The following is a 26,977-nucleotide window of genomic DNA, read 5'->3' on the forward strand; positions in this document are numbered from 1 at the left end:
GGTGCGGTATAACCGGGGGCGGACCGGGGAGGCGTGATGCGTGAGTCCGACAGGGCCCAGGCGGCGGGGCGGGCCGCGGCGCGGGATCTGTTCGAGAAGGTGCGGCAGCGTTACTACCAGATTCCCCCCGCCGTGCGCCGGGTGCTCTACGTGGTCGTGCTGGTCGCCGCCATGGGCGTGGGCGCCGCACTCGGCTGGGACCTGCTGCGCACCTTCCCGCTCGTCCTCATGGCGCTCGCGTTCGTCGCGCTGACCATGCGCTTCCCGCGCGCCGCCGCCACCGCCCTGGTGGTCGCGGGCTGGGTCGTGCTGGCGCTGCCCCTCTTCTCCGGGCTGTTCCCGGCCGGCTCGGGCTCGGTGCACCTCATGGTCGGGCTGGCGCTGCCCGTGGCGGCCGGCGCCCATCTGATCCGCTGGGTGACGCCGTGGGTGAGCACGCTGGTGGCGCTCGCCCCCGCGGGCCTGCTCGCCGTCCCGCTCTCCTTCGCCTCCGAGAGCGTCGCCGTCTGGGTCGCGTACGCCGCCGCCCTCGCGGTGCTGATCCAGCGCTTCCTGCTGGCCCGCAAGGCCAAGGCCGAGCGCGCGGCGGCCGAGGAGCAGCAGGTCCGGGTCAGGGCCCGCGAGGGGAGGCCGGAGTCGCCACAGGACAGATCCGCCGCGCCGCCGCAGATCTCCGTCGAAGAGGCGCTGGGCGAGCTGGAGAGCATGGTCGGCCTGTCGCCGGTCAAGGAGCAGGTGCGCTCGATCGCCGCCTCCATCGAGGCGTCCAGGCTGCGGGCCGAGGCCGGCTACACGACCGGCCGGCCCACCAGGCACTTCGTCTTCGTCGGCCCGCCCGGCACCGGCAAGACCAGCGTGGCCCGCGCGCTGGCCAAGATCTTCTACGCGTTCGGCCTGCTGGAAACCCCCTACGTCGTCGAGGCGCAGCGGGCCGACCTGGTGGGCGAGTTCCTCGGCGCCACCGCGATCAAGACCAACGAGCTGGTCGATCGCGCGCTGGGCGGCGTGTTGTTCATCGACGAGGCGTACGGGCTGGTCAACTCCTCCGACGGGCAGCCCGACAGGTTCGGCGCGGAGGCGGTGCAGACCCTGCTCAAGCGGGCGGAGGACGACCGCGACCGGCTGATCATCATCCTGGCCGGCTACGAGCAGGAGATGGGCTCGTTCCTGTCCAGCAACCCCGGCCTGGCCAGCAGGTTCGCCACGCGTGTGCGCTTCCCCGGCTACTCCCCCGCCGAGCTCGTCGAGGTCACCGAGCTGCTGCAGAAGCGCAGGGGCGACACGATGGGCGACGACACCAAGCGGGTGCTGCTCGGCCTCTTCGACGACGTGCACCGGCGCGGCCTGGTCGACGAGCTAGGCAACGCCAGGTTCGCGCGCAGCCTGGTGGAGGCCGCCGCGCAGGCCCGCGACGTGCGCGTGGTGGGCGCCGGCGGCACTCCGAGCACGCACGACCTCGTCACCACCACGACGCCCGACGTCACCAAGGCGTTCGAGGAGCTGACCGCGCGGTTCCGCGGCTACGTGGCCACGCCCACGCTGGAGGAGGCGCTGGCCGACCTCGACAGGATGGCCGGCCTGGAGCCCGTCAAACGGCAGGTGCACGCCATCGCCGCGCAGCTCCAGGTGGCCAGGATGCGGCAGGAGCGCGGGCTGCCCACCCCGCCGCAGATGCGGCACTTCGTGTTCGCCGGCCCGCCCGGCACCGGCAAGACCACGGTCGCCAGGGTCCTGGGCCGGGTGTTCGCCGCGCTCGGCCTGCTGGCCAGGCCCGACGTCGTCGAGGCGCACCGGGCCGACCTGGTCGGCCAGCACCTCGGCGCCACCGCCATCAAGACCAACGAGCTGGTCGACCGGGCGCTGGGCGGGGTGCTCTTCATCGACGAGGCCTACAGCCTGGTCAATCCCGGCTACCAGGGCGGCGACGCGTTCGGCGCCGAGGCCGTGCAGACCCTGCTCAAGCGCGCCGAGGACGACCGCGACCGGCTCGTGATCGTGCTGGCCGGCTACCAGCGCGAGATGGACTCCTTCCTGGCCACCAACCCCGGCCTGGCCAGCCGGTTCAACCAGCGGGTGGCCTTCCCCAGCTACTCCCCCTCCGAGCTGTCCGAGATCGCGGTGCTGCTCGCGGAGCGGTCCGGCGACTCGTTCGACGAGGAGGCGCTGCGCCGGCTCGACGAGGTGTTCGCCTGGGTGTGCGAGGAGCGGCTGATCGACGGGCTCGGCAACGGCCGCTTCGCCCGGTCGCTGTTCGAGCGCGCCGCCATGCGCCGCGACGTCAGGCTGGCCGCGCACGCCTCGCGTGGCGGTTCGGCCAGCTCCGCCGACCTGACGACGATCACGAGCGAGGACGTCCGCACCGCCGTGGACGAACTTTCCGGCCGGTAATCCACCACGACGCTCACCCTGTGTAGCAAGATGAGCACGACGGGTGGCTCGGCGTCGAAGGGGGAGCGATGGCGGGGTTCCTTGCCCGCAGGTTGCTCAACTACGCCGTGCTCGTCGTGGTGGCCGCCAGTCTCGCCTACCTTCTGGCGGCCACGGCCCTCGACCCCCGCTCCAACTACGCCGACCGCACGCCGAAGCCGCCGGCCGCCGTGGTCGACGCCCAGCTGACCGCGCTCAACCTCAACGACAGGACACCCCTGCTGCAGCGCCACGCCACGTGGGCGGCGGGCGTGCTGCACGGCGACTTCGGCAGGTCAGTCGGAGGCACACCGGTCAACGACGACCTCAAACGCCGCATGGGCGTGACCTTCCGGCTGGTCGTGCTGGGGCTGGCGTGCGGGAGCCTGCTGGGCGTGCTGGCCGGCGCGCTGGCCGCGGCCCGGCAGTACGGATGGTTCGACCGCATCTCGACCGGCCTGTCGTTCGTGGTGCTCGCCGTGCCGGTGGTGGTGCTGGCCAACATCCTGATCCTGGGGGCCACGTGGGCCAACGAACACGTCTTCGGCCGCCAGGTGTTCCTGGTCAGCGGCGAATACAGCGACGGCCTCGACACCGGGTTCTGGGGTCACGCGCTCGACCGGCTGCAACACCTGATCCTGCCGACCGTCTCGCTGTCGGTGGGGCTCATCGCCGTCTTCAGCCGCTACCAGCGCAACATGATGCTCGACGTGCTGGGCGCCGACTACGTGCGCACCGCCATGGCCAAAGGGCTGAGCAGAAGGAGGGCGCTCATCCGCCACGCGCTGCGGACCGCGCTCATCCCCGTGGCGACCTACTTCGCGTTCACGTTCGGGACGCTGCTGACGGGGGCCACGTTCACCGAGAAGATCTTCGGCTGGCACGGCCTGGGCGAGCAGCTGATCAACTCGATCTTCCGCAACGACGTCAACACCGTCGCCGCCATCTCCCTCCTGGCGGCCGTCGCCGTGTTGTGCGCCTCGCTGGCCGCCGACCTGCTGCACGCCGCGCTCGACCCGAGGGTGCGGGCACGATGACGCTGTCCGAGGAGGAGCTGGCCGAGGAGCTTCGCGACGGCGTCATGGCGGGCGCGCCGTCCAGGACGCGCCTGATCGCCGGGCGGTTCTTCCGCTCAGGGCAGGGGCGGCTCGGGTTCGCGGTGCTCGCGCTGATGTTCCTGCTGGCTTTCGCGGGGCCTCTGGTCAGCCCGTGGAGCTACCTCGACAAGGACTTCACCGCGTTCCTGCAGCCGCCGTCGCCCGACCACTGGTTCGGAACGCTCCAGACGGGCGCCGACGTCTTCGCGGTGACGCTGCGCGGCATGCAGAAGTCGCTGGTCGTGGGGCTGCTCGCGGCGCTGGTGTCCACGGCGTTGGCGGCCGTGGTCGGGGCGTTCGCGGGCTATTTCCTGGGATGGACCGACCGGACGCTGACCTGGGTGAGCGACCTGCTGCTTGTGCTGCCCGCGTTCCTCGTTCTGGCGATCATGTCGCCGCTGTTCGGGTCCGGCCGGTGGCCGCTGTTCGTGATCACGCTGGCGCTGTTCCTGTGGATGGTGACCTCGAAGGTCGTCCGCGGGATGACGATCTCGACGAAGGAGCGGGAGTTCATCCAGGCCGCCCGCTACATGGGCGTGCCTCCCGTGCGGATCATCTTCCGCCACGTGATCCCCAACCTGTCGTCCCTGCTCATCGTGGACGCCACGCTCAACGTCAGCACCGCGATCCTCACCGAGACCTCGCTGTCGTACTTCGGGTTCGGCATCCAGCCGCCGGACGTCTCGCTCGGGACGCTCATCGCCGACGGCTCGCGCACGGCCGTCTACGCGCCGTGGACGTTCTGGTTCGTCGCGGGGCTGCTGGTGGTCACCGTCCTCGCGGTCAACCTCGTCGGCGACGCCCTGCGCGACGCGTTCGACCCCTCGTCGAAGAGGGCGCGATGAGCCCGGTGCTCGACGTGCGCGACCTCAGCGTGTCGTTCGGCGGCGTGCCCGCCGTGCGCGAGGTGAGCTGGGCCGTACGCCGCGGCGAGGTCCTCGGCATCGTCGGCGAGTCGGGATCGGGCAAGTCGGTCACCTCGGCTGCCGTCATGGGGCTGCTGCCCCCGGGCGCGCGCGTCACCGGGTCCGTACGCCTGCACGGCAGGGAGCTGATCGGCGCACCCGCGCGGGAGCTGACCTCCTGCCGCGGCAAGGCCATGTCGATGGTGTTCCAGGACCCGCTGTCCGCGCTGACGCCCGTCTACCGGGTGGGCGACCAGATCGCCGAGGCCGTGCGCGTGCACCAGCGGGTCGGCAAGGAGACGGCCATGGTCAGGGCCGTGCAGCTGCTGGACCTCGTCGGCATCCCGCGCCCCTCGGAGCGGGCGCTGGCCTTCCCGCACGAGTTCTCCGGCGGGATGCGGCAGCGCGTGATGATCGCGATGGCCATCGCCAACGACCCCGATGTGATCATCTGCGACGAGCCGACCACCGCGCTCGACGTGACCGTCCAGGCGCAGGTGCTGGAGGTGCTCAAGAAGGCGCAGCAGAAGACCGGCGCCGCCATCATCATGATCACCCACGATCTCGGAGTGGTGGCCGGCTTCGCCGACCGGGTGCTGGTGATGTACGCCGGCCGGCCGGTCGAGGTGGGCGGCGTGGACGACGTCTACTACCGGACGCGGATGCCGTACACGGTGGGGTTGCTCGGCTCGATCCCGCGCGTCGACGAGGGCGGGCGGCGGCCGCTGACGCCGATCGAGGGCAGCCCGCCGTCGCCGGCCGCGCTGCCGCCCGGGTGCCCGTTCGCGCCGCGCTGCCCGATGCGGGTCGACGCGTGCGAGGAGCGCGAGCCGCCGCTGTTCGAGGTGGGAGACGGGCACCGCGCCGCGTGCATCCGCTGGAAGGAGGTGGCCCCGTACGCCGCCGGCGCGCCGGAGGCCCCCCGCGCCGCGCCGCGACAGCCGCGGCGGCCGCGGCGCGCGGTGCTGGAGGTGCGCGGCCTGGTCAAGGACTATCCGCTGCTCAAGGGGGCGCTGTTCAGGCGCAGGATCGGCACCGTGCACGCGGTGGCCGGGATCGACTTCGATTTGCGCCAGGGCGAGACGCTGGGACTGGTCGGCGAGTCGGGCAGCGGCAAGACCACCACGCTGACACAGATCCTCGAGCTGGCCCCGCCGCAGCGGGGCAGCATCACCGTGCTCGGCCACGACACCGCCCGGCTCGACGCCGCGCGGCGCACCGAGATCCGGCGCGACATGCAGGTCGTCTTCCAGGATCCGCTGGCCTCGCTCGACCCGCGCATGACGGTGCACGACATCCTGGCCGAGCCTCTGCGCACCCACGGGCAGCGGCGTCCAGGACGGCGGATCGCCGAGTTGCTCGCGCTGGTCGGCCTCGACCCCTCGCACGCCGCCCGCTACCCGCAGGACTTCTCCGGCGGGCAGCGGCAGCGCATCGCCATCGCCCGCGCGCTCGCGCTGGAGCCCCGGCTGCTCGTGCTGGACGAGCCGGTCTCTGCCCTCGACGTGTCGATCCAGGCCGGCGTAATCAACCTGCTCGGCTCGCTCAGGGCCAGGCTCGGCCTGTCCTACCTGTTCGTGGCGCACGACCTGGCCGTGGTGCGCCACATCGCCGACCGGGTGGCCGTGATGTACCTCGGCAGGATCGCCGAGATCGGGCAGGTGGACGCCGTCTACCGGGCTCCGATGCATCCGTACACGCAGGCCCTGCTGTCGGCGATCCCGCTGCCCGATCCGGTGCGTGAGCGCGCGCGGGACCGGATCCTGCTCGAAGGCGACCTGCCCAGCCCGGCTGACCCTCCGACGGGCTGCCGCTTCCGCACCAGATGCCCGAAGTTCCGCGCGGAGCTCACCGGGGACGAGCGCAGGCTCTGCGTGGACGTCGAGCCCGAGGTACGCCCGCTGGGCGCGGACCAGGGCGCGGCCTGCCACTACGCCGAGCGGCGCGACGTCGTATGACCAGGAGGTAATCGCTCGATGAAAGCATCACGTCTTGTCGTGGCCGTCACCGTGACGGGCTCGCTCCTGCTGGCTGCCTGCGGCGGCGGGGGCGGCTCGGGAGGCGGCGGCACGGCGGGGGACGACCGTGCGCCGAAGGCCTACGACGTCAACCCGCAGCCGCGCGACAAGGTCGAGGACGGCGGCACGCTGCGGTGGGGCATCAACGAGTTCCCCGCGCAGTGGAACAGGAACCACGTCGACGGCAACCTGGCGATGGCCGCCGTGGTCAGCAACGCGCTGCTGCCCTCGCCGTTCCTGTCGGACGAGAAGGCGGAGATCACGGTCAACGACAACTACGTGATCGACGCGAGGGTGACCGAGCGGCGGCCCCAGCAGGTGGTCACGTACACGCTGAACCCCAAGGCCAGATGGTCCGACGGGCGGCCGATCACGTGGGCCGACTACCGGGCGCAGTGGCGGGCGCTGAACGGGCGCGACCCTGACTTCCGCATCGCCTCGTCCACCGGCTATCAGGACATCGGGCAGGTGGCGCGGGGCAAGAACGACTTCGAGGTGGTGGTGACGTTCGACCGGCCCTTCGGGGACTGGCAGTCGCTCTTCTCGCCGTTGCTGCCCGCCGCCGCCAACCGCACGCCCGAGTCCTTCAACAACGCCTGGCTGAACAAGATCCCGGTGTCGGCCGGTCCGTTCAAGTTCGGCGGATTCGACCAGACGGCCAAGACGATCACGCTGGTACGGGACGAGACCTGGTGGGGTGACCGGGCCAAGCTCGACAAGATCATCTACCGGGCGTCGGAGCAGGACGCGCTGATCGGCGCGTTCGGCAACGGCGAGCTCGACGTCGTCGACCTCGGCCCGTCCGCCCCGGATCTCGCCCGCGCCAGGGCCGCCCAGGGCGCGCAGGTGCGGCAGGCGGCCGGCCCCGACTTCCGGCACTTCACCTTCAACGGGTCGAGCGAGCTGCTCAAGGACCGCGATGTGCGGCTGGCCGTGCAGCTCGGCATCGACCGCCAGGCCATCGCCCGGTCCGACATGCAGGGGCTGGACTGGCCGATCGCGCTGCTGAACAACCACTTCTTCATGAACACGCAGGAGGGCTACCAGGACAACGCCGGCGCCCTGGGCGTCTACAACCCGGAGCGGGCCAAGAAGCTGCTGGACGCGGCCGGCTGGAAGCTCGCGGGCGCGGGCGGCACGGTCAGGCAGAAGGACGGCAGGCCCCTCGACCTGCGCTTCGTGGTGCCGTCGGGGGTGCAGCTCAGCAAGTCGGAGGGCGAGCTGGCGCAGAGCATGCTGGCACAGATCGGCGTGAAACTGACCATCAAGGCCGTGCCCAGCGACGACTTCTTCAGCAAGTACGTGATCCCCGGGAACTTCGACATCACGCCGTTCGCCTACATCGGCACACCGTTCCCGGTCTCGAGCAGCTACGGCATCTACGCGAACGCGCCCGACGGGAAGACCTGGAACGCGAACTTCGGGCGCGTCGGTTCGGCGGCGGTCGACGAGGCCATGAGCCGGGCCGCCCAGAGCCTGGACCCGGTGCAGGCCCGCAAGGAGACCAACAAGGCGGACCGGCTGATCTGGGAGCTGGTGACCGTGCTGCCGCTCTACCAGCGGCCGCAGATCGTCGCGACCCGGGAGACGCTGGCCAACGTGGGGGCGCGCGGCTTCTACGACCTCCGCTACGAGGACATCGGTTTCATGCGCTGACGCGCCCGGCCGGCCGCTCGCCCCGCCCCCGCGCCGCCGGTGGCGGTGGCGGCGGCCGCCGTCAGGTGGACGCGCCGGCCGTGACGCGGTCGACGAGGCCCTTGGTCCCCTCCTCCCGAGCGCAATGGGCGCAGCAGTACCAGTGCTCGCCCGACTGGACGCCGTGCCCGATGACCTTCGTACCGCAGTGCTCGCAGATGGGCGCCATCGCCTCGATCGCGCACTGGAAGCAGTCGAAGGTGTGCACGGCCCCTTGCGCGCGCACCTCGAACGCCATGTCGTAGTCGTTGCCGCAGGTCTCGCAGACAGCCATGATGATCCCCTTTGCACTGGATCCGCAGTTCGTGGGTCTCCTTTCCCCAAACAGCGGCCGTATTCCGGCCGTCCGTCACGGCCCGCGCACCACGAAGCGGCCTATCAGCGGCAGGCCGAGCAGCCCGAGAGCCGCCAGCGCGGCGGGCAGGCCGAGCCAGCCGCTGAGCCCGGCGACCAGCAGAGGGCTGGCCACGAACCCGGTGTACGAGATCGTCGACACCCACCACACCAGCGTCCCGCCGGCGTCGTCGGCGGCGGCCCGGCTGAGCAGGGCGGGCACCATGGGGCCGAGCGCCAGCCCAGCCAGCGCGAACCCGGCCATGGAGACCGGCACGCTGCCGCCCAGACCGGCCAGCACGATGCCCGCGCCGCCGCCCGCCCCCGCCACCAGGTACAGCGCCCTGAGCGGCGTCCTTGGCAGCGCCTGCACGATGAGCCGCCCGGCCGTCAACGCCCCCATGTAGACCGCGGGCGCGGCGCTGGCCGTCAGCGGGGACGCCCCGCGGTGCTCCTCCAGCAGCAGCACCGACCATTGCTCGACCGAGTTCTCGATGGTCAGCACGCAGGCGGCGAGCGCTCCGAGCAGCGCCGCGGCCCCCACGAGGCTGCGCCGGTCGATCTCGGAGGAGGTGACCGGCAGACCGCGCCCCAGCGGCAGCGCGAGCAGCGTCAGCGAGGCGGCGATCACGATCAGGCCGATCGCCACGAGCACCGCACCGGCGCTGAGACCGAGCGAGCGGGCCAGCCCGGTGGCCGGCGCGGCGGCGATGACCGCGACGGGGAAGGCGGCGTGCACGGGCTGGAAGAGCCGGCGCCCGCTCTCGCGCTCGGCCCGCCCCGTGGCCAGGTTGAGCGCGATGTCGAGCGCGCCGCTCGCCGCGCCGACCAGCAGGAGCGCGAGAGCCAGCTGCCAGGCCGTGCCCGCCAGCCCGATGCCCGCCACGCTCAGCGCGAACAGCACGGTGAACCCCAGCAGAGCCGCCCGCTCGCGCCCGCGCGCGAGCCTGCCGGCCAGCGCCATCGCGGGCAGCGCCCCCACCGGTACGGCGCTCAGCGCCAGCCCCAGGTCGCTCGCCGACAACCCCAGCTCAAGCTTGACGGCGGGCAGCAGGACCGACCACGAACCCCAGAACACACCCCACACCGCGCAGACCGCGATCAGCGGCATGATGACCAGCACCCCTTGAAATTTTGGTCAAGTCACAGTAAAGATCGACGATGTCCTTATTGCCGCCTGCCGAAAGGACACACGTGCTTATCCGCACGGTCATCGCGACCGCCCTGGCCGCCACCGGAATCGCCGCCCTCCCCTCCGCCGCTTACGCCGGATCGGCCGCCTACACCCCCGAGCGCGTCTGCGGCCCCGGCTTCCACCGGGTCAAGGACGGCCACCGCGCGATGAAGACCCGCGCGGGAGCGGTGTTCGGGCACGTTTATCTGATGTATAGCAAGCGCAGCGGCAAGAACTGCGTCGCCGCGATCAAGACGGCGTACAAGGGCGCCCGCACGGTGACCGGCGCCCACCTCGAGGTCCGGGGCGGCGGCCGGAGCGAGGACGTGCAGAAATACCGCTACTACGCCGAGACGGGCCACATCGACGGCGCCTGGAAGTGCGTGCGCTACTCCGGCTGGACCCGCGACTCCAGCAACCGCGTCGAGGCCTGGGGCGGACGCGCGGCTTGGGGCAACTGCAAAGGCTAGACCCGCCACCGTGTTCTGCGCGGTCTTCTGCGCGGTCTCCTGCGCGGCGGAGCAGCTCCTGCACGACAGCGAGCAGCTGCCTTCGTGCTGGTCAGGCTGCGTGCCGGCCAGGTCACCAGCTGCGGGTACTGTGTGGAGACGCACAGCCGCGACCTGAGAAGGCCGGCGAAAGCGACGAGCGTCCATGGCCGGTGGCGGCCTGGCGCCAGGCCATCGGCTGCACCCCGGCGGAGCGCGCCACGCTCGGGCCGGCGGAAGAGGCGGGCGCCTGAGACCGGATCGGGGTCGCCGCGCGGTTCACACCGGGCACCCGAGACACCTTCTCTGTCGGGAAATGCATTGAGCCGATCAGTGAGCCCCGGTTAGGTTGGCGCGCATGGCGGGTGACGAGTGCCCGGCATGCCGCCGTCAAGCGGCGCGGCGCATCGTCGCAGGAGACAGGGCACGCGTTCAGAAAGGGGGACGACCGTGAAACGCGTGAGAGTCGTGAAGTCGACCGCCAAACGGCGCCCGCGGCCGGCGGTGGAGCTGGACCTGCGCTCGCCTGCGGGTCGCACGCTTCCCTACTGAACTGCTCCTTACGCCGAATTTACGGGGGTTTCTGTAGACACAGAAATAACAAGGACATCACGGGGGGCTCACGATGACGAGGCTGGTGGCGGTGCCGCCACACATCGCCAGGCACAAGGTCCGCTATATCCGCACAGCGGACCGCCGCAAGCCGCCCGCCGACCCCAAAGTGATCGATCTGCGGGCCTACACCGGCAGAAACGTGATCCGTTTTCCCGGCGGCCCCACCTCCGCCGCCTGACGGCCCTCCCGGGGCTCCGGCGTCAGCGGTACAACTTCTCGGCGTAGGCCTTGCCGTAGTAGGTCTCCAGCTCTTCCACGCTCTCCTCGACCACCTGCACCTCCTTGACCAGCCTGGCGTGCGAGGGCAGGACGTCGGGGCGCCAGGTGCCGGGCTTCCACAGCGCGGAGCGCAGGAACGACTTGGCGCAGTGGAAGAAGATCTGCTCGATCTCCACCACGAGCGCGAGGTGCGGCCGGTGACCCTTGACGATCAGTTCGTCGAAGAAGGGGGCATCGCGTACGAGCCTTGCCCGGCCGTTGATGCGCAGGGTCTCGTTGCGGCCGGGAATGAGGAAGATCAACCCCACATTCGGATTCTTCAGGACGTTGAGGAATCCGTCCGCCCGGCGATTCCCCGGGCGGTCCGGGATCGCGATCGTGGTGTCGTCGATGACATGCACGAACCCGGCGGGGTCCCCCTTGGGCGAGACGTCGCAGGCGCCCTTGTCGTCCGACGTGGCGACCAGGCAGAACGGCGAGGCCGCCAGCCAGTCGCGGTCGCGCTGGTGGAGGCGCACGCGCTCCTTGTTCGCGGCCCTCGGCATCACCTCGCCGAGGAGCTCGCGCAACTCGTCCTCGGACCCGATCTCCGCCCAGCTCATCTGATCTCCCTTCGAGGGTTTCCCCTATTTTGTCAGGGAATCGGGCCGAGCATCCTGTGAGCTTGCCCGCAGTACGAGCTCCGCGCCCGGGCTCGAACGGGCGGGCCGGGGCCGGCCGTGGTGGGACAGGAGGGCGGCCCCGGCGCGGTGCCGTTACTCGACGCGCAACGTGGTCCAGTGGGACGGCTTGCCTTCGTACATCGCGTCGTTGCAGTTGCAGTTGCCGCAGCCAGGGATCATGTCCGGTCCTTTCCTCGCCTTGCCGGATGAGGTCTCGTACCCGGCGTGACGGACGCGTACGCTGGCGTGCCTGCCAGAGTTCCGGACCCCGCGGGCCACATCACCACACCGCTACCAGCGCCGGGCGTGCGCCATCGCCGTCAGGTACGCGTCGCGCTCGGCCGCGAACCGGGCGGGGTCCATGCCCTGCCGCTCGGCCCGCAGGTGCAGCATGGTCAGCTCGGTCGCCGCCTGCTGGTAGTCGCTCATGGCCCGGCCGAGCCCCGCCTTCCTGGCCCACTTGCGCGCCTGCTTACGGCCGGGCAGCGTGCTGAGCATCCTGACGTCGGCCTCGGTGACCAGCCCGGTCGGCGCGTAGCCGGGCAGGTAGGCGCCCATCCTGGCGACGAGGTGACGGCGTTCGGCGACGGTCACGGCGATCAGGGCGACCAGCGCCACCATGATCACCAGGTAGGCCAGGCCCAGCCAGGCCAGCGATCCCGTGGTGGCGGCGCCGTTCCAAAGTGCGTGCAGGAAGACGGCGGCCAGGTAACCCAGCGGGATCGCGGCGTACCTTCCCGCGGTGCGCCGGGTGAGCGCGTACGCGACCCCCACACCGATCATGGAGGTGTAGACCGGGTGGCCGAGCGGGTCGATCAGGCCCCGCACGACGAACAACTGCACCGCGCCGCCGGCGCCGTCCTCCGCGAACGCCAGCAGGTAGTAGCCGACGTTCTCCACGGCGGCGAAGCCGAGGCCGGCCATGGAGGCGTACACGATGCCGTCGGTCAGGCCGTCGATCTCCCTGCGCCTGCGCAGGAGCAGGAGCAGCGCCGAGCCCTTGAGCGCCTCCTCGATCACCGGGGCGAGCACGACGGCGCCCACGTCGTCGACGACCGCGGCGCCGAACCCGGCCCGGACGAACAGCTGCTGCCCCACGACCGTCAGCGCGATGCCCAGCACGATCGCCAGCCCCGCGCCCCACGCGAACGCGAACGCGAGGCTGAGCTTGGGCTCGGGCTCCAGCCGGTCGAGGGAGAGCACCGCGGCGAGCAGCACCGGCAGCGGCGCCACGGCCAGCAGCGCGGCCAGGCCGAAGCCGACGGGACCGCCCGACACCAGCATGACCGCCAGCACCAGCAGCGCCAGCACGCCAGAGACGACCAGGCCGATCAGCAGGGCCTTGCTGGGGCGCTGGGAGAGGATGCTCTGGGGCGGAGCTGTCATCGTGCTGCCTCACTTCCCGTTCGGTCCGCCCACTATGCGGGCCGCGCATCTACAGGCGCTTAACGGTCACTTGATTCGCGGTAATAGGGGTCGGCCACGACGGGCTCGCCGTCGGTGTACGAATACACCTCCCGGCCGGAGATGAACACCCTCCGCGCCCGGCTCATGACGTCCAGCGGGTCGCCGGACCAGATGACCACGTCGCCGTCGAGCCCGGGGCGCAGGGAGCCGACCCGGTCGTCGAGGCCCATGATCCTGGCCGGGTTCACGGTGATCGACCGCAGCGCCTCGGCCGGGTCCATCCCCTCCTTGACCGCGAGCGTGGCCTGGTGGACGAGGAAGTGGATGGGCACGACGGGGTGGTCGGTGGTGATGGCCACCTCTACGCCCGCCCGTGCCAGGATGCCGGGGTTGCGCAGCGAGCGCTGCCGCAGCTCGACCTTCGACCGGCTGGTGAACAGCGGGCCGATGATGACCGGAACGTTCCTGGCGGCGAGGGTGTCGGCCAGCAGGTGACCTTCGGTGCCATGATTGATCACCACCCGGTAGCCGAACTCCGCCGCCAGCCTGAGCGCCGTGGCGATGTCGTCGGCCCTGTGCGTGTGCTGGCACCACGGCAGCTCGCCGTCCAGCACGCGGACGAGGATCTCCAGCGTGCCGTCGCGGTCGAACGGCTTGCCCTCCGCCTGCGCGGCCGCCCGCCTGGCCCGGTAGTCCTGCGCCTTCATGAACGCGTCGCGGATCACCGCGGCCACGCCCTGCCGGGTGGAGGGCAGCTTCTTCTGGTCGCCGTACACGCGTTTGGGGTTCTCGCCCAGGGCGCTCTTGACGCTCACCGGCTCCCTGATCAGCATCTCGTCCGCGCTTCTGCCCCAGCACTTCACGGCGACCGTCTGCCCGCCGATCGGGTTGCCGGAGCCCGGCTTGATCACTGCCGTGGTCACGCCGCCCGACAGCGCGTCGGCGAAGCCCAGGTCGGCGGGGTTGATGGCGTCGAGGGCACGCAGGCGGGCGCCGTTCGGGTCGGTCATCTCGTTGGTGTCCTGACCGGCCCAGCCCTCCGCCTCCTCGTGCACGCCCAGGTGGCCGTGGGCCTCGACGAAGCCGGGCAGCACCCACCCGCCGCCCGCGTCCACCACGGAAGCCCCCTCCGGCACGGCCACGTCCCGGCCCACCGCGGTGATCTTCCCGTCCTCGATGAGCACGGTGCCGCCGTCGATGGGGTCTCCGTCGACCGGAACGACAAATCCGCTGATGATAGCGAGTTTCATGACCCGTAACTTACAGGTGGGCGGGTAGGGGCTCTGAATGACGATCTCCCACCTGTACAGGCGATGGCTGCTCGAGATGTGGAACGGCGACTTCGAGCTCGCCCACGAACTGGTCACCCCCGGCTTCACCGGGCACTGGCCAGGCATGGAGGTGTCGGGGCCGGGCGAGCTCATCGAGGTGCTCAGGCAGGGTTACGCCCCCTTCGACGACGTCGCGGTCACGCTCGACGTCGGCCCGATCCCGGACGGCGACCTGGTGGCGGCCAGGTGGACGTTCACCGGCGCCTACCGGGGCGGTCTCCCCGGCGCGACCGTGGCCGAGGGGACCAGGGTGGCCTTCAGCGGGCACGACATCCTGCGGGCCGAGGGCGACAGGTTCGCCGAATACTGGGTGATCTCGGACGCCCAGACCTTCAGCAGGGAACTGGGGATAGGCTGACATATCTCTCTATGTCGGTGCACCCTAGGTCGTGCACGCGGTACGTACAGGATGGTGCATGTCACAGGAGTACGCGCCCGAGGCGGGCCCGCCACCCCGCTCGCTGAGTGACGGCGAGCTGTCCCAGCTGCTGAGCGGTCAGCGATTCGGGGCGCTGGCCACCAACAAGAGCAGCGGCCACCCGCACATGTCCACCGTCCAGTACACGTGGGATCCCCAGCAGCGCGTCGTGCGCATCTCCACCATGGGCGAGCGGCTCAAGGTCAGGCACCTCCACAAGGACCCGCGCGGCGCCCTCTACGTGGCCAGCGACGACTTCGCCTCCTACGCCGTGGCCGAGGGCGAGGCGGAGCTGTCGCCGGTGACCACCGATCCGGGCGACGAGGTGGGACTGGAGCTCCTGGCCATGCAGCAGCACGTCGGCGACCCCACCACCTTCCTGCGCCGGATGGCCGATGACCGGCGGCTGGTGATCAGGCTCAGGGTGTCGCAACTGTACGGGACCGCTCTGGCCACGCCCGCCGGATAGCGCGGCGCCGGTTGTAGGCCACCGACGCGATCACGACCAGGACGAGTGCCAGGTCGACGGCCGCCGACCAGCGCATGGCCGCGACGTGGCGCCCGCCCTCCGCGACGGCGAAGAAGAGCGCGCCGATCACGGCCACGCCGCCCGCGCCCGCGAACTGCTGGGCGGTGCTCAGCGCTCCCGACCCGATGCCGGCCTGGTGGGGCTCGACCTCGACCAGCGCCGCCCCGATGAGCTGCGGCAGCACCAGGCCGTTGCCGGCGCCGACGAGCATGAGCGCGACCAGCACGTACGGCAGCCCCTGGCCGGCCGCCACCAGGAGCAGGACCAGCCCGAGCACGACCACCAGTCCGCCCGCGATGACGACGATCAGCCCGCGCCTCCTGACCAGCCGGACCCCGAGCAACGAGGTGAGCGTGAACATCGCGCCCATCGGCGCGAATGCCAGGCCCGCCTCGAACGCCGTGAGCCCCAGCCCGGTCTGGAGCAGCAACGTCAGCGTGAACATGAACGAGGCGAAGTACGCCATGAAGGCGACGATCGACCCGACGCCCGCCAGGTAGGAGTGGACCCTGAGCAGGGCCAGGTCGAGCACCGGCTGCCCGCCGCGCGCTCCGAGCGCCCGCAACCAGCGCCAGGTCAGCGCGAACACCGGGACGCTCGCCACCATGCACGCCCACGTCCAGAGGGGCCAGCCCAGGCTGTTGCCGAGGCCCATGGGCACCAGCAGCAACGCCACCCCGGCCGCCAGCCCGGCCGCGCCCGGCACGTCGAGCCGGGACCGGCGTTGCGTCTCCACCTCCGGGAGCAGCCGCCAGGCCAGCGGCACGACGACCAGTCCGACGGGCAGGTTGATGAGGAAGACCGCCCGCCAGCCGAGCCCGAGCACGTCGGCCGTCAGCAACAGGCCGCCCAGCACCTGGCCGGCGATCGAGCCGAGGCCGCCCGTCGCGCCGTACCAGCCGATGGCACGTGCCCGCTCGCCCGGCGGATAGACGGCGGAGATCGTGGCCAGCACCTGCGGCACCATGGCGGCGCCCGCCAGCCCCTGCAGCAGGCGGGCGGCGACGAGCTGGGCCGGGGTCTGCGCGACCCCGGCCAGCACCGACGCCACCGTGAACGCGGCCACTCCCCAGACGAACACGCGCCGGTAGCCGTACCGGTCGCCGAGCCGCCCGCCGGTGATCATTCCGGCGGCGTACGTGAAGGCGTAGCCGGCCACGATCAGCTCCAGGGCCGCGGGGCCGGCGTGCAGGTCACGTTCGAGGGAAGGGGCGGCGACGTTCACCACGAAGAAGTCGAACTGCGCCATGAACCAAGCCGACAGAAGAACGGCCAACGCCCCGCGATAATGCACATTTCAGATTAAAGGGTCATGAACGTCGACGCTGCGGCAGGCCCGCGTGTCGGATGCTCACCACCAGGGCACCGCAGGGCTACTCTGCACTCAACTGCACGTCATGCGATCTTGTGACTGTCGAGTCGTAGGCCTCTCCCCAGCAGAGGAGACCCATGTCCAGACGACTCGCCCTCATCATCGCGACCACCCTCGCCGCCCTGACCGCGCTCACCGGGACCGCGCCCGCAACCACCGGCCGGCCGGTGGCCGACGTCGCCCACCGAAGCGCCTCCGCGTACACCGGCCGGCCGGTCGCCAACGTCGCCCACCGGGGCGCGTCCGCGTACGCCCCCGAGAACACGATCGCCGCCTTCGAGCTCGCGGACGAGCAGCGGGCCGACATGTTCGAGCTGGACGTCCAGGAGACCAAGGACCACCGGCTGGTCCTCATGCACGACACCACCCTGACCCGCACCACCGACGCCGAGGAGGTCTTCCCCGGCCTGTCGCCGTGGAACGTCGGCGACCTCACCTACTCCCAGATCCGCGACCTCGACGCCGGCTCGTGGCTCTCCGGCGAGCACGCGGGCGAGCCGGTGCCCACGCTCGGCGAGGCGCTGCGGGCGATGAGCGGCTCGGGCATGGGCCTCCTCCTCGAGGTCAAGGCCCCCGACCGGTACCCGGGCATCGAGGCCCGCATCGCCGCCGAGCTGCGGCGCAACCCCCGCTGGCTGGCACCGGGTCGGCTGGTCGTGCAGTCGTTCGACTGGGATTCGATGCGGACGTTCCACCGGCTCATGCCCGGCGTGCCGATCGGGCTGCTCGGCACGCCGGCGACCACGGAACTGCCCTCGCTGGCCACGTTCGCCGACCAGATCAACCCGCCGTACACCACGCTCACGTCCGCGTACGTCCGGCGCGTGCACGGGCTCGGCATGGAGGTCCTCACCTACACGGTCGACGACCCGGACGACATGCGCCGGATGATCTCGTACGGGGTGGACGGCATCATCACCAACAGACCCGACGTGCTGCGCGACCTGACCGACGCCTGACCTCCAGGCGACCCCCTTCCCACCGCCGGCCTCCCGGCCCTACCTTCCGTGCCCGACCGCCTGTCCCTGACCGGTCCCGGAGCTGGTGGCCGTTCCGTGGTCAACCCGGATGGGCCCCGGCCAGGCGGTCGAGGATCTCGGCGAGGATGGGCTCGGTGGTGGCGAAGTTGAGCCGTACGTGGCCTGCGCCGCCGGGGCCGAAGTCCGCGCCTTCGTTCAGCCGTACGCCGGCCTCGCGCTCGAAGACCTCGGCCAGGCCAGGCCTGCCGACGCTCAGCCAGGCCAGGTACGTCGCCTCCGGCACCCGGTAGCCGAACGTCTCCGGCAGGCGGGCCGCGATCGTGTGCCGGTTGCGGTCGAGCAGGGCGAGGGTCCGTTCCAGCCAGGCGTCCCCGTGCCGCCACGCCGCGACCGTGGCCTCGACGCCGAACACGTTCGCGGAGCCGTACACGAAGGGCGGCTGCGCCTCCAGCGCCTTGCGGGCGCCCGGGTGACCGAGGTGGGCGACAGAGCAGCGGATGCCGCCCAGGTTGAACGCCTTCGTCGCGGACGTCAGCGTGACGGTGCGGTCGGGGAGGATCGTGGCGAACGGGATGTGGCGGTACGGCTCGTACACGAGGTCGGCATGGATCTCGTCGGCGAGGACCAGCAGATCGTGGCGCTCGGCGTGCTCGGCCAGCTCGGTCAGCTCCGCGCGGGTGAAGGCCCTGCCGGTCGGATTGTGCGGGTTGACCAGGAGGAGCACCCGGCAGCCCGTCAGGTCGGGCACCTCGAAGCGCCACGAGTCGCCGTCGGGTTCCATCTGGATGGGGCGGAGGGGGCGTTCCATGAGGTCCAGCGTCGACAGGAACGGGTGGTAGGCGGGGGTGTGCAAGGCGACGCCGTCGCCCGGCTCGGTGCAGGTGTGGAGGAACACCTGGAGCGCCTGGTTGAGGTCGTTGAACGAGCGTACGAGCGCGGGGTCGGCCGCCCAGCCGTACCTGACAGCCATGCGCTCGGCGAAGGCCTCGGCCAGCGGCCCCGCGGAGGGATCGGTCAGCCAGGCCGGATAGCCGAGGTCGCCGCCTGCCCGGCGCCGCAGCGCCTCGATCACCTCTGGTGCGGTGGGAAGATCCATGTCGGCGATCCAGGCGGGGATCACGTTCGGCTCGACCGCTGCCCATTTCAAACCGTCGTGTGTGGCTTTGACCCCTTCAGGGGTATATGCGTAATCCACCCACCCATTTTAGGATTCTCGAATGTTGATGAGGTGCTGCCGCCGGTTGTGGCAGGCTGGGCGGCCATGATGCCCCACTCGAAGATCGATGCCATTGTCGAGACCTACCTGTCGATCGCCGACATGGAGGCGCCCGGCTTGGTGGAGGGGCTTTACCTCGAGGGCTCGGCGGCCCTGGGCGACTACCGGCCGAGCACGAGCGACGTGGACTTCATCGCCGTCACGGCCGCCGCCCCGCCCGAAGACGTGCTGGAGCGCATCCACACCCGGCTCGGCGCCCACCCCTTCGACGGTGTGTACCTGACCTGGGACGACCTGCGCCGCAGCCCCGACGGCCTGGGCACCCGTCCGCAGGCGCAGCACGGCAGGCTCAACCGCCGGGGCGCGCTCAACCCGATCACCTGGCACACGCTGGCGCAACACGGGCTGACCTGCCGCGGGCCCAAACCGGACGAGTTCGAGATCTGGAACGATCCTGACGCGCTGGCCGCCTGGACCGACGACAACCTCGACCGCTACTGGCGACGGCTGGTGAGCCGGGCCTCCCGGCTGGCCACGCCCTGGGGCCTGATCTGCCTGGGCGGATACGGCACACTGTGGGTCGTCACGGGCGTCGCACGCCTGCACTACACGCTCGCGACCGGCGACATCACCTCCAAGACAGAGGCCGGGCGGTACGCGTTGGAGGCGTTCCCCGAGCGCTGGCACCGCGTGGTGAACGAGGCGCTGCGCGTACGCGAGGAGGATACCGCGGCACCGACGCTCGGCAGCCTGACCTCGGGGCTGGGTGACCATTTCGGCGCTCCCCGGCAGTCGCTCTACGGCTCTCCGTTCGAGCGCAGGAAGGACGTGCTGGGCTTCGCCGGGCAGGCGATCACGTCCGCGCACGCGTTGTACGCCGCCCGCTGACCGGCATCGCTGCACACGACCCGCAGGCGCTCGTCGCGGCGTTGGCGCCGGTCACGCCCGGGATCGCGAAAGGCCCCGACCGCGTGTCCCCGGAAACGACGCGATCGCGTACGCGTGCGCACGGGCAGTCCCGTGAACGTGCGCACCGGGGGTTTCGCCCGCCGGCCGGGGACTGCGGCGGGGGTGGAACGCCCGCGCTTAGGACTCTTCGAGGACGGGCCGGCGAGATGGCGACAAGCCCGGGAATGATGGGCCGTGTCGTCCCCCGTGGCATGTGTGCTGGTGGCGCGCGCCGTCATCGCGGCGCGTGCGGTTGGACGCGCGCCTGGTCACCCCGGCGGGCTAGAGCCGCCGGAGAACCGCCACGACCTTGCCCAGGACGCTGGCCTCGTCACCGGGAATGGGCTCGTAGTTGGGGTTGTGGGGGACGAGCCAGACATGGCCGTCCTTGCGCTTGAAGGTCTTGACCGTGGCCTCGCCTTCGATCATCGCGGCCACGATGTCGCCGCTCTCCGCCACCGGCTGCTGGCGGACGACCACCCAGTCGCCGTCGGCGATGGCCGCGTCGATCATCGAGTCACCGGTGACCTGGAGGAGGAAGAGGGTGCCCTCACCGACGAGCTGCTTGGGCAGGGCGAAGACGTCTTCGACGCTCTCCTCGGCCAGGATCGGCCCACCGGCGGCGATGCGCCCGACGAGCGGCACGTAGGCGGCCGTGGGGCGGCTCACGGTGGACTCGACGTCGGGGGCGGCGTCAGGATCGACCCACATCACGGGCTCACCGGGCAGCCGCACCTCGAGCGCGCGGGGCCGGTGCGGGTCACGCCTCAGATAGCCCTTGCGCTGCAACGCCGTCAACTGGTGGGACACGCTGGAGGTGCTGGTCAGCTGCACCGCCTCGCCGATCTCGCGCATGGAGGGCGGATAGCCGCGCTGTTGCACCGAGTCGCGGATCACTTCCAGGATCTTGCGCTGCCTGGGGGTCAGGCCCAGGGAATCTCGCCGTCGCACCGCGAGGTCGCTGACCCCGTTCGTGTCATCCCGCTCGGTCATGCTCTTCCTCCTCGCCTGGCGGCCCGCCTCACCGGCGAACCTCCCAGTCCGTGGTCTTGATGTCGCACACAGCGACCGTATCTCTGTTGAAGATCATCTTCAAACAATTGTTCGAGTCTTCCTCGAAAATATCGCGTGCGTGGTGTACAACATCGTACGGGAGTTCGATCGACATCGTGTTCGATTTGCTGATCTTTATTTGGCCTTTTCCTCGGGCCACACGGCAGGAGGTCATCCATGCGAACACCCACAAACATGGACACGACCAGCGAAGACGCCAAACAGCTCACCCTCATCGCCGATGCCACGCAGAGCAAGGATCGACGGGGAGACAATACGCGTACACAGCCCGTCGCCAGCGGTAATTCCGGCAAGAGGTTGGGGTCCCGTTCGAATAGCGAAGGAAGATCCCATTTGCGCCTCGTCCCGCCGCCCCGCACGGGCGGAGCGACCGACGACACCGTGCCGCCGGTCCGGTCCGCCGCCGACGGCGACCCGACCGTCTCCACCCGAAGACGCGCCGCGAACGCGGGCGCGGGAGCCGGCGGCAGGGAGAAGCGGGCCTCAACCGCGGCCTCGCGACGGATGGGGGCCACGAGCCGGTATGGGCCGAGAGGCTTGAACACGACAGGGGCCGAGCCCCCGGCAGGAGCCGGCCCTCTCACCGACGCGGAAACCCGGGCCCAAACGCACCCCAGGGCCGAAACCCGGAGGCTCGGGCCCCGGACCACCCAGACGAGAAGCCGGAGGACCCCTGCCGGGGCAGCCCAGACCGAAACCCGGAAGACCGCGCCCGGGACACCCCGGGCCGGGAGCCGGAGGAGCGGGCCCGGGACGACGCGAAACGGCGGCCGGAGAGCCCAGAGCGAGGCGGGAGGGGCCTCGACGAGGGCCGATATCGGGGCGAAGGGCGAGGCCCGGACGCGGAGGGAGACCGGAGCGAAGAGGAAGGCGGGGGCCGGAAAGTTGATCGCGCGGCTGCGGAGTCGCCGAGCGGCGGAACGGCGGCAGCGGCGGCAGCGGCAGCCGGCCCCCGCCACGTTGCGCCGCCGGACCACCCCGCCGCTACGGCTGACCAGGCGCGGGCGGGTCGTGCTGGTGGTGGCGGCCGCGCTGCTGTCCCTGGGCGGGTTCTGGCTCGGTACGCGCACCGCCGGGCACGCCGCCGTCCACGTCATGATGCCGGCCCACGCGGGGTTGCCGTGGGTCGAGGTCCGTGAGGGAGACACACTGCGGGTGATCGCCGACGCCCTCTCCCGTGGCGGGGATCCCGCAGTCCTGGTGGAGGAGATCAAGCGGCTGAACGGCCTGCCCGATTCCCTCATCCGCCCCGGCAGCCGTCTCTACCTCCCGAAAGACGAGGCCACCTTACGCTGACCGCTGCCGGCCAGCTCTCCCGCCGCCCTCGTTCGGCCGGCTCACCTGCCGTCCACGCCCGGTGAGCTCACCACCGTCCCGCCGCGACCCGCGGACGGCGGCTGGTCGCCGGGAGCCCGCCGCACGGCGCCGCGGAGGCAAGGGCCCGGGCGGAGGCGACATGGGCGCGCAAGCAGGGGGCGTGGTGGTCGAAGTGACCTCCGGTAGCGTTGTGAGGATCGTTCGCCGAAGAGGCCGCGCACAACTCTTGTGACACGCTCAACTGGGCGAACGCCCCTCGCGAAGGCACGACACGCCCGGGACAGAAGAGGATGGCGGGCTGATCAGCGACTTCGGTGCGATGGAGTGGCTCAACTTGCGTTCATGGTCGCACGCTTCTACGGTTGGACCACAACATCTAGTAGTTACACCGATGTAGGTTCACCACACCTTGTGGTTATGCCACCGTTCCGTGGTCAGCCATGGAGCGTGCGCGAGCGTCCCCTCGTGCGGGTTCGGATTCGTGGTGAAGCAGGGGCCTTGGAGGCGAAAGAGTGCACTGCCCGTTCTGTCGCCACCCTGACACCAGGGTCATCGACAGCCGTTCGACGGACGACGGTGCGGCCATCAGGCGCCGGCGCACCTGTCCCGAGTGCGGGCGCAGGTTCACCACGCAGGAGACCGTACTGCTCATGGTGAGCAAGCGCAGCGGAGTGACGGAACCGTTCTCGCGGGAGAAGGTCGTCGCAGGCGTGCGGCGCGCCTGCCAGGGCAGACCCGTCAGCGAGGACTCGCTGGCGCAGCTCGGGCAGCGGGTGGAGGAGGCCATCAGGGCCAAGGGCGCGGCGGAGATCCCCTCCAACGAGGTGGGCCTGGCGATCCTCGGCCCGCTGCGGGAGCTCGACGAGGTGGCCTATTTGCGTTTCGCATCGGTGTATCGCGGTTTCGAGAGCCTGGCGGACTTCGAAGCCGAGATCTCACAGTTGAAGGCGGAGAAGGGGGAGTCATGACGGAGACGGCCAGCGGTTCAGTGGCGCGCGGGGGCAAGCGTCCGCGTAAGGGACTGAAGATGAAGCGCATCTTCACCAAGCCCGGTGTGCACCCGTATGACGAGATCCAGTGGGAGCGCCGCGACGTCGTCATGACCAACTGGCGCGACGGCTCGGTCAACTTCGAGCAGCGGGGTGTCGAATTCCCCGCGTTCTGGTCGGTCAACGCGGCCAACATCGTGACCACGAAATACTTCCGCGGCGCGGTGGGCACCCCGCAGCGCGAGTGGAGCCTGAAGCAGTTGATCGACCGGGTCGTCGGCGTCTACACGAGGACGGGCATCGAGCACGGCTACTTCGCCGGTGACGAGGACGCCGAGATCTTCGACCACGAGCTGAAGCACGCGCTCGCCCACCAGGTGTTCGCGTTCAACTCGCCGGTCTGGTTCAACGTCGGCACCCAGTCGCCGCAGCAAGTGTCGGCGTGTTTCATCCTCTCCGTGGACGACCAGATGGAGTCGATCCTGGAGTGGTACAAAGAAGAGGGCGTGATCTTCAAGGGCGGTTCGGGCTCCGGGGTCAACCTGTCCCGCATCCGTTCCTCCAAGGAGCTGCTCTCCAGCGGCGGCACGGCCAGCGGCCCGGTGTCGTTCATGCGCGGCGCCGACGCGTCCGCGGGGACGATCAAGTCCGGCGGCGCGACCCGCAGGGCCGCCAAGATGGTGGTGCTCGACGTCGACCACCCCGACATCGAGGAGTTCATCGAGACCAAGGCGCGCGAGGAGGACAAAGTCCGCGCGCTGCGCGACGCCGGGTTCGACATGGACCTGGGCGGCAAGGACATCGTCTCCGTGCAGTACCAGAACGCCAACAACTCGGTGCGCGTCTCCGACGAGTTCATGCGGGCGGTGGAGAAGGGCGGCGACTTCGGCCTGCGCGCCCGCCTGACCGGTGAGGTCATCGAGAAGGTCGACGCCAGAGGCCTCTTCCGCAAGATGGCCAAGGCCGCCTGGGAGTGCGCCGACCCCGGCCTGCAGTACGACGACACGATCAACGACTGGCACACCACCCCGGAAACCGGACGTATCACGGCAAGTAATCCCTGCTCGGAATACGTGCATCTGGACAACTCGTCCTGCAATCTGGCCAGCATCAACCTGCTGAAGTTCCTGAAGGACGACAACTCCTTCAACGTCGCCGACTTCGTCAAGCTGACCGAGCTGATCATCACCGCGATGGACATCTCGATCTCGTTCGCCGACTTCCCGACCGAGAAGATCGGCGAGACCACCCGCGCCTACCGGCAGCTCGGCATCGGCTACGCCAACCTGGGCGCGCTGCTGATGGCCACCGGGCACGCCTACGACTCCGACGGCGGCCGGGCGGTGGCCGGGGCGATCACGTCGCTGATGACCGGCGTGTCCTACCGGCGCAGCGCCGAACTGGCGGGCGTGGTGGGGCCGTACGACGGATATGCCAGGAACGCCGAGCCGCACAAGCGGGTCATGCGCAAGCACGCGGCGGCCAACGACGACCTGCGCACGGTGGGCTCCATGGACGCGAAGATCCACTCCGAGGCTTCGCGCCAGTGGTCGGAGTGCCTCAAGCTGGGCGAGAAGCACGGCTACCGCAACGCCCAGGCCAGCCTGCTCGCCCCCACCGGCACCATCGGCCTCATGATGGACTGCGACACGACGGGCATCGAGCCGGACCTGGCGCTGGTCAAGTTCAAGAAGCTGGTCGGCGGCGGTTCCATGCAGATCGTCAACCAGACGATCCCGCGGGCGCTCAAGCAGCTCGGCTACCAGCAGGAGCAGATCGAGGCCATCGTCGAGCACATCGCCGAGCACAGTCACGTCGTCGACGCGCCCGGCCTGCGCCGGGAGCACTACGAGGTGTTCGACTGCGCGATGGGCGAGCGGGCGATCGCGCCCATGGGTCACGTGCGGATGATGGCGGCCACGCAGCCGTTCCTGTCCGGCGCCATCTCGAAGACGGTCAACCTGCCCGAGTCGGCCACGATCGACGACATCGAGCAGGTCTACGCCGAGGGCTGGCGCCTCGGCCTCAAGGCCCTGGCCGTCTACCGCGACAACTGCAAGGTCGGCCAGCCGCTGTCGGCGGGCAACGGCTCCAAGAAGGAGGAGCCGCAGGCGGAGCCCGAGGTCAAGGTCGTCGAGGTCAACCGGCCGACCCGCCGGCGCATGCCCAACCAGCGGCCGAGCATGACCACCCGGTTCACCGTGGGCGGCGCCAAGGGCTACATGACCGCCTCCTCCTACCCTGACGACGGGCTCGGCGAGGTCTTCCTCAAGATGTCCAAGCAGGGTTCGACGCTGGCGGGCGTCATGGACGCGTTCTCCGTGGCGATCTCCATCGGGCTCCAGTACGGAGTGCCGCTGGAGACGTACATGAGCAAGTTCGTGAACATGCGGTTCGAGCCGGCCGGCATGACGGACGACCCGGACATCCGGATGGCCACGTCGGTGATGGACTACATCTTCCGCCGCCTGGCGCTCGACCACCTGCCCTATGAGGAGCGGGCGGCCCTGGGCATCTTCTCGGCGGCCGAGCGGGCGGCGCAGCAGCGGGGCGAGGACCCCGCGGCGCTCCAGGAGCCGGTCGACCGCGAGGCGCTGGCCCAGTCGGCGCCCATCGAGACCAGGACCCAGCCCGAGGCGGAGCAGCCGGTCGCCGAGCTGACGCTGGAGAGCCACCAGCGCTTCACCGCGGACGCGCCGCTCTGCATGACCTGCGGCACCAAGATGCGCCCGGCCGGCAGCTGCTACGTCTGCGAGGGCTGCGGCTCGACCAGCGGCTGCAGCTGAAAACAGGCCAAGTTGTAGCGGATACAACATTCGGCGTTGTACGCCTAACGAGATAGCTGCTGGTCAAGAGGGGTGGCGAGGTATGTTGCCTGGCCGCCCCTACACCGCCCGGCCTAGCTGGGCCGGGCGCAAGCAATCAGGAGCAACAACGTTGCATTAGATGCAACGCAGTGGAAGCGGGTCTCGGATGCCCCAAATCGAACATGCTGATCTCGTTGCGTTCGCCGGTGACAAGGTCAATCTGAAGAAGTCCGAGGTTGACGATCAGCGTGCGCAGGTCAACAGGCTTCGTGAGCGGATCGAAGCGAAGGTGGCCGCTTCGCCCGGTTATGGTTTCGTGAAGGCTCTGCACGCCGGTTCGGTAGCCAAGGGCACCGCTTTGCGGAGCGTCAATGATCGCGACCTAGCTGTCTATGTGAAGGCGGAGCTGGCGCCTGACGATACGCCGGGGCTCGTCAGCTGGGTTCGCGACCGGGTCGTCGAAGCGTATCCCGTTCTGTCCGATGATCAGATCGTCGCAAACACCCACTGCGTCACTGTGACCTTCGCGGGCACCGGGCTTGAGGTAGACGTGGTTCCGGTCCTCTATGAGGGAGAGCCGGATGACGTTGGCTATCTCGTGAACAAAGTGAGTGGCGAGAGGTTGAAGACCAGCGTTCGCCAGCATCTGGACTTCATCCGGGGTCGGAAGAAGGCGCACCCGGTGCACCTGACGCAGCTCATCCGGTTCACAAAATGGTGGGCCCGCCTACAGAAAAGGCGCGATGGCGAGTTCAAGTGCAAGAGCTTCATGGTTGAACTGTTGTGGGTTCACCTCGCCGATAATGGGTTGGACCTCAACGACTACACCGCAGCGCTCGAGCAGTTTTTCGAGCAATCGTCAAGACCTGTGGATCAAGATCTTCTAGGCGGCTCTCGACTGGTCCTCGATCGCCGGTGATTCCGCGGGCCGCTCGACGAGCTTGCCCTTGACGAAGGTCGCCCCGGCACGGACCAGA

General features: G+C 70.2%; 23 protein-coding genes. 15 read left to right on the forward strand and 8 right to left on the reverse strand.

What is annotated here, in order from left to right; genetic code table 11:
• Positions 1-36: 36 nt before the first annotated feature.
• The 5 genes from ABGB14_RS48775 (at position 37) to ABGB14_RS48795 (ending at position 8,082) form a co-directional block, all read left to right on the forward strand.
• Positions 37-2,388: an AAA family ATPase gene (locus ABGB14_RS48775; protein ID WP_347650720.1), complete on the forward strand. Its 2,352-nt coding sequence runs from the start codon at positions 37-39 to the stop codon at positions 2,386-2,388.
• 68 nt (positions 2,389-2,456) lie between these two features.
• Entirely contained in the window at positions 2,457-3,443 is a 987-nt protein-coding gene (locus tag ABGB14_RS48780) for an ABC transporter permease (protein WP_347650721.1), read from the forward strand.
• Complete coding sequence (locus ABGB14_RS48785) at positions 3,440-4,348, forward strand: ABC transporter permease (protein ID WP_347650722.1); 909 nt, start codon at positions 3,440-3,442, stop codon at positions 4,346-4,348. The genes ABGB14_RS48780 and ABGB14_RS48785 overlap by 4 nt, the downstream gene beginning before the upstream one ends.
• Positions 4,345-6,366, forward strand: coding sequence for an ABC transporter ATP-binding protein (locus ABGB14_RS48790; protein WP_347650723.1), 2,022 nt, complete (start codon positions 4,345-4,347; stop codon positions 6,364-6,366). Before ABGB14_RS48785 ends, ABGB14_RS48790 begins: the two co-directional genes overlap by 4 nt.
• Before the next feature lie 18 nt (positions 6,367-6,384).
• Positions 6,385-8,082 (forward strand): ABC transporter family substrate-binding protein, encoded by a 1,698-nt coding sequence (locus ABGB14_RS48795; RefSeq protein ID WP_347650724.1) that lies wholly within the window; start codon positions 6,385-6,387, stop codon positions 8,080-8,082.
• A gap of 61 nt (positions 8,083-8,143) precedes the next feature.
• On the opposite strand, the gene ABGB14_RS48800 is transcribed toward ABGB14_RS48795, so the two are convergent.
• Together ABGB14_RS48800 and ABGB14_RS48805 are read right to left on the reverse strand one after the other, a co-directional pair.
• Positions 8,144-8,395 carry a hypothetical protein gene (locus tag ABGB14_RS48800; protein WP_347650725.1) on the reverse strand — a complete coding sequence of 84 codons (252 nt, stop codon included), beginning with the start codon at positions 8,393-8,395 and terminating at the stop codon, positions 8,144-8,146.
• Positions 8,396-8,470: 75 nt separating this feature from the next.
• Entirely contained in the window at positions 8,471-9,577 is a 1,107-nt protein-coding gene (locus ABGB14_RS48805; RefSeq protein WP_347650726.1) for an MFS transporter, read from the reverse strand.
• A gap of 71 nt (positions 9,578-9,648) precedes the next feature.
• Here ABGB14_RS48805 and ABGB14_RS48810 point away from each other — a divergent pair, with 71 nt between their 5' ends.
• Together ABGB14_RS48810 and ABGB14_RS48815 are read left to right on the forward strand one after the other, a co-directional pair.
• Entirely contained in the window at positions 9,649-10,098 is a 450-nt protein-coding gene (locus ABGB14_RS48810) for a hypothetical protein (protein WP_347650727.1), read from the forward strand.
• A gap of 643 nt (positions 10,099-10,741) precedes the next feature.
• Positions 10,742-10,909 carry a hypothetical protein gene (locus ABGB14_RS48815; RefSeq protein ID WP_347650728.1) on the forward strand — a complete coding sequence of 56 codons (168 nt, stop codon included), beginning with the start codon at positions 10,742-10,744 and terminating at the stop codon, positions 10,907-10,909.
• Between the two features lie 22 nt (positions 10,910-10,931).
• Here ABGB14_RS48815 and ABGB14_RS48820 read toward each other — a convergent pair whose 3' ends face one another.
• The 3 genes from ABGB14_RS48820 to ABGB14_RS48830 all read right to left on the reverse strand — a co-directional run bounded on the left by ABGB14_RS48820 (position 10,932) and on the right by ABGB14_RS48830 (position 14,269).
• Positions 10,932-11,552 carry a pyridoxamine 5'-phosphate oxidase family protein gene (locus ABGB14_RS48820; protein ID WP_347650729.1) on the reverse strand — a complete coding sequence of 207 codons (621 nt, stop codon included), beginning with the start codon at positions 11,550-11,552 and terminating at the stop codon, positions 10,932-10,934.
• Positions 11,553-11,903: 351 nt separating this feature from the next.
• Positions 11,904-12,998, reverse strand: a complete 1,095-nt coding sequence (locus ABGB14_RS48825) for a PrsW family intramembrane metalloprotease (protein WP_347650730.1) — start codon at positions 12,996-12,998, stop codon at positions 11,904-11,906.
• A gap of 59 nt (positions 12,999-13,057) precedes the next feature.
• On the reverse strand, positions 13,058-14,269 hold the full coding sequence (locus tag ABGB14_RS48830; protein WP_347650731.1) for an amidohydrolase: 1,212 nt from the start codon (positions 14,267-14,269) through the stop codon (positions 13,058-13,060).
• Between the two features lie 37 nt (positions 14,270-14,306).
• Here ABGB14_RS48830 and ABGB14_RS48835 point away from each other — a divergent pair, with 37 nt between their 5' ends.
• Together ABGB14_RS48835 and ABGB14_RS48840 are read left to right on the forward strand one after the other, a co-directional pair.
• Entirely contained in the window at positions 14,307-14,708 is a 402-nt protein-coding gene (locus tag ABGB14_RS48835; RefSeq protein ID WP_347650732.1) for an ester cyclase, read from the forward strand.
• 58 nt (positions 14,709-14,766) lie between these two features.
• A complete protein-coding gene (locus tag ABGB14_RS48840; protein ID WP_347650733.1) occupies positions 14,767-15,237 on the forward strand; it encodes a TIGR03618 family F420-dependent PPOX class oxidoreductase in 471 nt (156 codons plus the stop codon).
• Here the strand turns inward: ABGB14_RS48840 and ABGB14_RS48845 are convergent.
• A complete protein-coding gene (locus ABGB14_RS48845) occupies positions 15,188-16,546 on the reverse strand; it encodes an MFS transporter (RefSeq protein ID WP_347650734.1) in 1,359 nt (452 codons plus the stop codon). The two genes, ABGB14_RS48840 and ABGB14_RS48845, sit on opposite strands and share 50 nt — an antisense overlap.
• Positions 16,547-16,746: 200 nt before the next feature.
• Between ABGB14_RS48845 and ABGB14_RS48850 the strand changes: the two genes are divergently transcribed.
• A complete protein-coding gene (locus ABGB14_RS48850; RefSeq protein ID WP_347650735.1) occupies positions 16,747-17,628 on the forward strand; it encodes a glycerophosphodiester phosphodiesterase family protein in 882 nt (293 codons plus the stop codon).
• Between the two features lie 100 nt (positions 17,629-17,728).
• Here the strand turns inward: ABGB14_RS48850 and ABGB14_RS48855 are convergent, their stop codons facing one another.
• Positions 17,729-18,844: an aminotransferase class I/II-fold pyridoxal phosphate-dependent enzyme gene (locus tag ABGB14_RS48855; protein WP_347650737.1), complete on the reverse strand. Its 1,116-nt coding sequence runs from the start codon at positions 18,842-18,844 to the stop codon at positions 17,729-17,731.
• A gap of 66 nt (positions 18,845-18,910) precedes the next feature.
• Here ABGB14_RS48855 and ABGB14_RS48860 point away from each other — a divergent pair, with 66 nt between their 5' ends.
• Positions 18,911-19,753, forward strand: coding sequence for an aminoglycoside adenylyltransferase domain-containing protein (locus ABGB14_RS48860; protein WP_347650738.1), 843 nt, complete (start codon positions 18,911-18,913; stop codon positions 19,751-19,753).
• Between the two features lie 342 nt (positions 19,754-20,095).
• Here ABGB14_RS48860 and lexA read toward each other — a convergent pair whose 3' ends face one another.
• Positions 20,096-20,806, reverse strand: a complete 711-nt coding sequence (gene lexA / locus ABGB14_RS48865; RefSeq protein WP_347650739.1) for a transcriptional repressor LexA — start codon at positions 20,804-20,806, stop codon at positions 20,096-20,098.
• A gap of 966 nt (positions 20,807-21,772) precedes the next feature.
• Between lexA and ABGB14_RS48870 the strand changes: the two genes are divergently transcribed.
• From ABGB14_RS48870 to ABGB14_RS48885, 4 genes are all read left to right on the forward strand, one after another.
• Positions 21,773-22,183: a LysM peptidoglycan-binding domain-containing protein gene (locus tag ABGB14_RS48870; RefSeq protein ID WP_347650740.1), complete on the forward strand. Its 411-nt coding sequence runs from the start codon at positions 21,773-21,775 to the stop codon at positions 22,181-22,183.
• A gap of 533 nt (positions 22,184-22,716) precedes the next feature.
• On the forward strand, positions 22,717-23,172 hold the full coding sequence (nrdR, locus tag ABGB14_RS48875) for a transcriptional regulator NrdR (protein ID WP_347617844.1): 456 nt from the start codon (positions 22,717-22,719) through the stop codon (positions 23,170-23,172).
• On the forward strand, positions 23,169-25,979 hold the full coding sequence (locus ABGB14_RS48880) for a vitamin B12-dependent ribonucleotide reductase (protein WP_347650741.1): 2,811 nt from the start codon (positions 23,169-23,171) through the stop codon (positions 25,977-25,979). Before nrdR ends, ABGB14_RS48880 begins: the two co-directional genes overlap by 4 nt.
• 187 nt (positions 25,980-26,166) lie before the next feature.
• Complete coding sequence (locus ABGB14_RS48885) at positions 26,167-26,919, forward strand: CBASS oligonucleotide cyclase (RefSeq protein ID WP_347650742.1); 753 nt, start codon at positions 26,167-26,169, stop codon at positions 26,917-26,919.
• Positions 26,920-26,977: the final 58 nt, after the last annotated feature.

Origin of the sequence: Nonomuraea sp. B10E15 (assembly GCF_039871615.1) — a bacterium.
GTDB lineage: Bacteria > Actinomycetota > Actinomycetes > Streptosporangiales > Streptosporangiaceae > Nonomuraea.

Coding starts and splice junctions, on each gene's coding strand:
- ABGB14_RS48775 (WP_347650720.1), top strand. CDS start 37: ATGCGTGAGTCCGACAGGGCCCAGGCGGCGGGGCGGGCCGCGGCGCGG.
- ABGB14_RS48780 (WP_347650721.1), top strand. CDS start 2,457: ATGGCGGGGTTCCTTGCCCGCAGGTTGCTCAACTACGCCGTGCTCGTC.
- ABGB14_RS48785 (WP_347650722.1), top strand. CDS start 3,440: ATGACGCTGTCCGAGGAGGAGCTGGCCGAGGAGCTTCGCGACGGCGTC.
- ABGB14_RS48790 (WP_347650723.1), top strand. CDS start 4,345: ATGAGCCCGGTGCTCGACGTGCGCGACCTCAGCGTGTCGTTCGGCGGC.
- ABGB14_RS48795 (WP_347650724.1), top strand. CDS start 6,385: ATGAAAGCATCACGTCTTGTCGTGGCCGTCACCGTGACGGGCTCGCTC.
- ABGB14_RS48800 (WP_347650725.1), bottom strand. CDS start 8,395: ATGGCTGTCTGCGAGACCTGCGGCAACGACTACGACATGGCGTTCGAG.
- ABGB14_RS48815 (WP_347650728.1), top strand. CDS start 10,742: ATGACGAGGCTGGTGGCGGTGCCGCCACACATCGCCAGGCACAAGGTC.
- ABGB14_RS48820 (WP_347650729.1), bottom strand. CDS start 11,552: ATGAGCTGGGCGGAGATCGGGTCCGAGGACGAGTTGCGCGAGCTCCTC.
- ABGB14_RS48825 (WP_347650730.1), bottom strand. CDS start 12,998: ATGACAGCTCCGCCCCAGAGCATCCTCTCCCAGCGCCCCAGCAAGGCC.
- ABGB14_RS48830 (WP_347650731.1), bottom strand. CDS start 14,269: ATGAAACTCGCTATCATCAGCGGATTTGTCGTTCCGGTCGACGGAGAC.
- ABGB14_RS48835 (WP_347650732.1), top strand. CDS start 14,307: ATGACGATCTCCCACCTGTACAGGCGATGGCTGCTCGAGATGTGGAAC.
- ABGB14_RS48840 (WP_347650733.1), top strand. CDS start 14,767: ATGTCACAGGAGTACGCGCCCGAGGCGGGCCCGCCACCCCGCTCGCTG.
- ABGB14_RS48845 (WP_347650734.1), bottom strand. CDS start 16,546: ATGGCGCAGTTCGACTTCTTCGTGGTGAACGTCGCCGCCCCTTCCCTC.
- ABGB14_RS48850 (WP_347650735.1), top strand. CDS start 16,747: ATGTCCAGACGACTCGCCCTCATCATCGCGACCACCCTCGCCGCCCTG.
- ABGB14_RS48860 (WP_347650738.1), top strand. CDS start 18,911: ATGATGCCCCACTCGAAGATCGATGCCATTGTCGAGACCTACCTGTCG.
- lexA (WP_347650739.1), bottom strand. CDS start 20,806: ATGACCGAGCGGGATGACACGAACGGGGTCAGCGACCTCGCGGTGCGA.
- ABGB14_RS48880 (WP_347650741.1), top strand. CDS start 23,169: ATGACGGAGACGGCCAGCGGTTCAGTGGCGCGCGGGGGCAAGCGTCCG.
- ABGB14_RS48885 (WP_347650742.1), top strand. CDS start 26,167: ATGCCCCAAATCGAACATGCTGATCTCGTTGCGTTCGCCGGTGACAAG.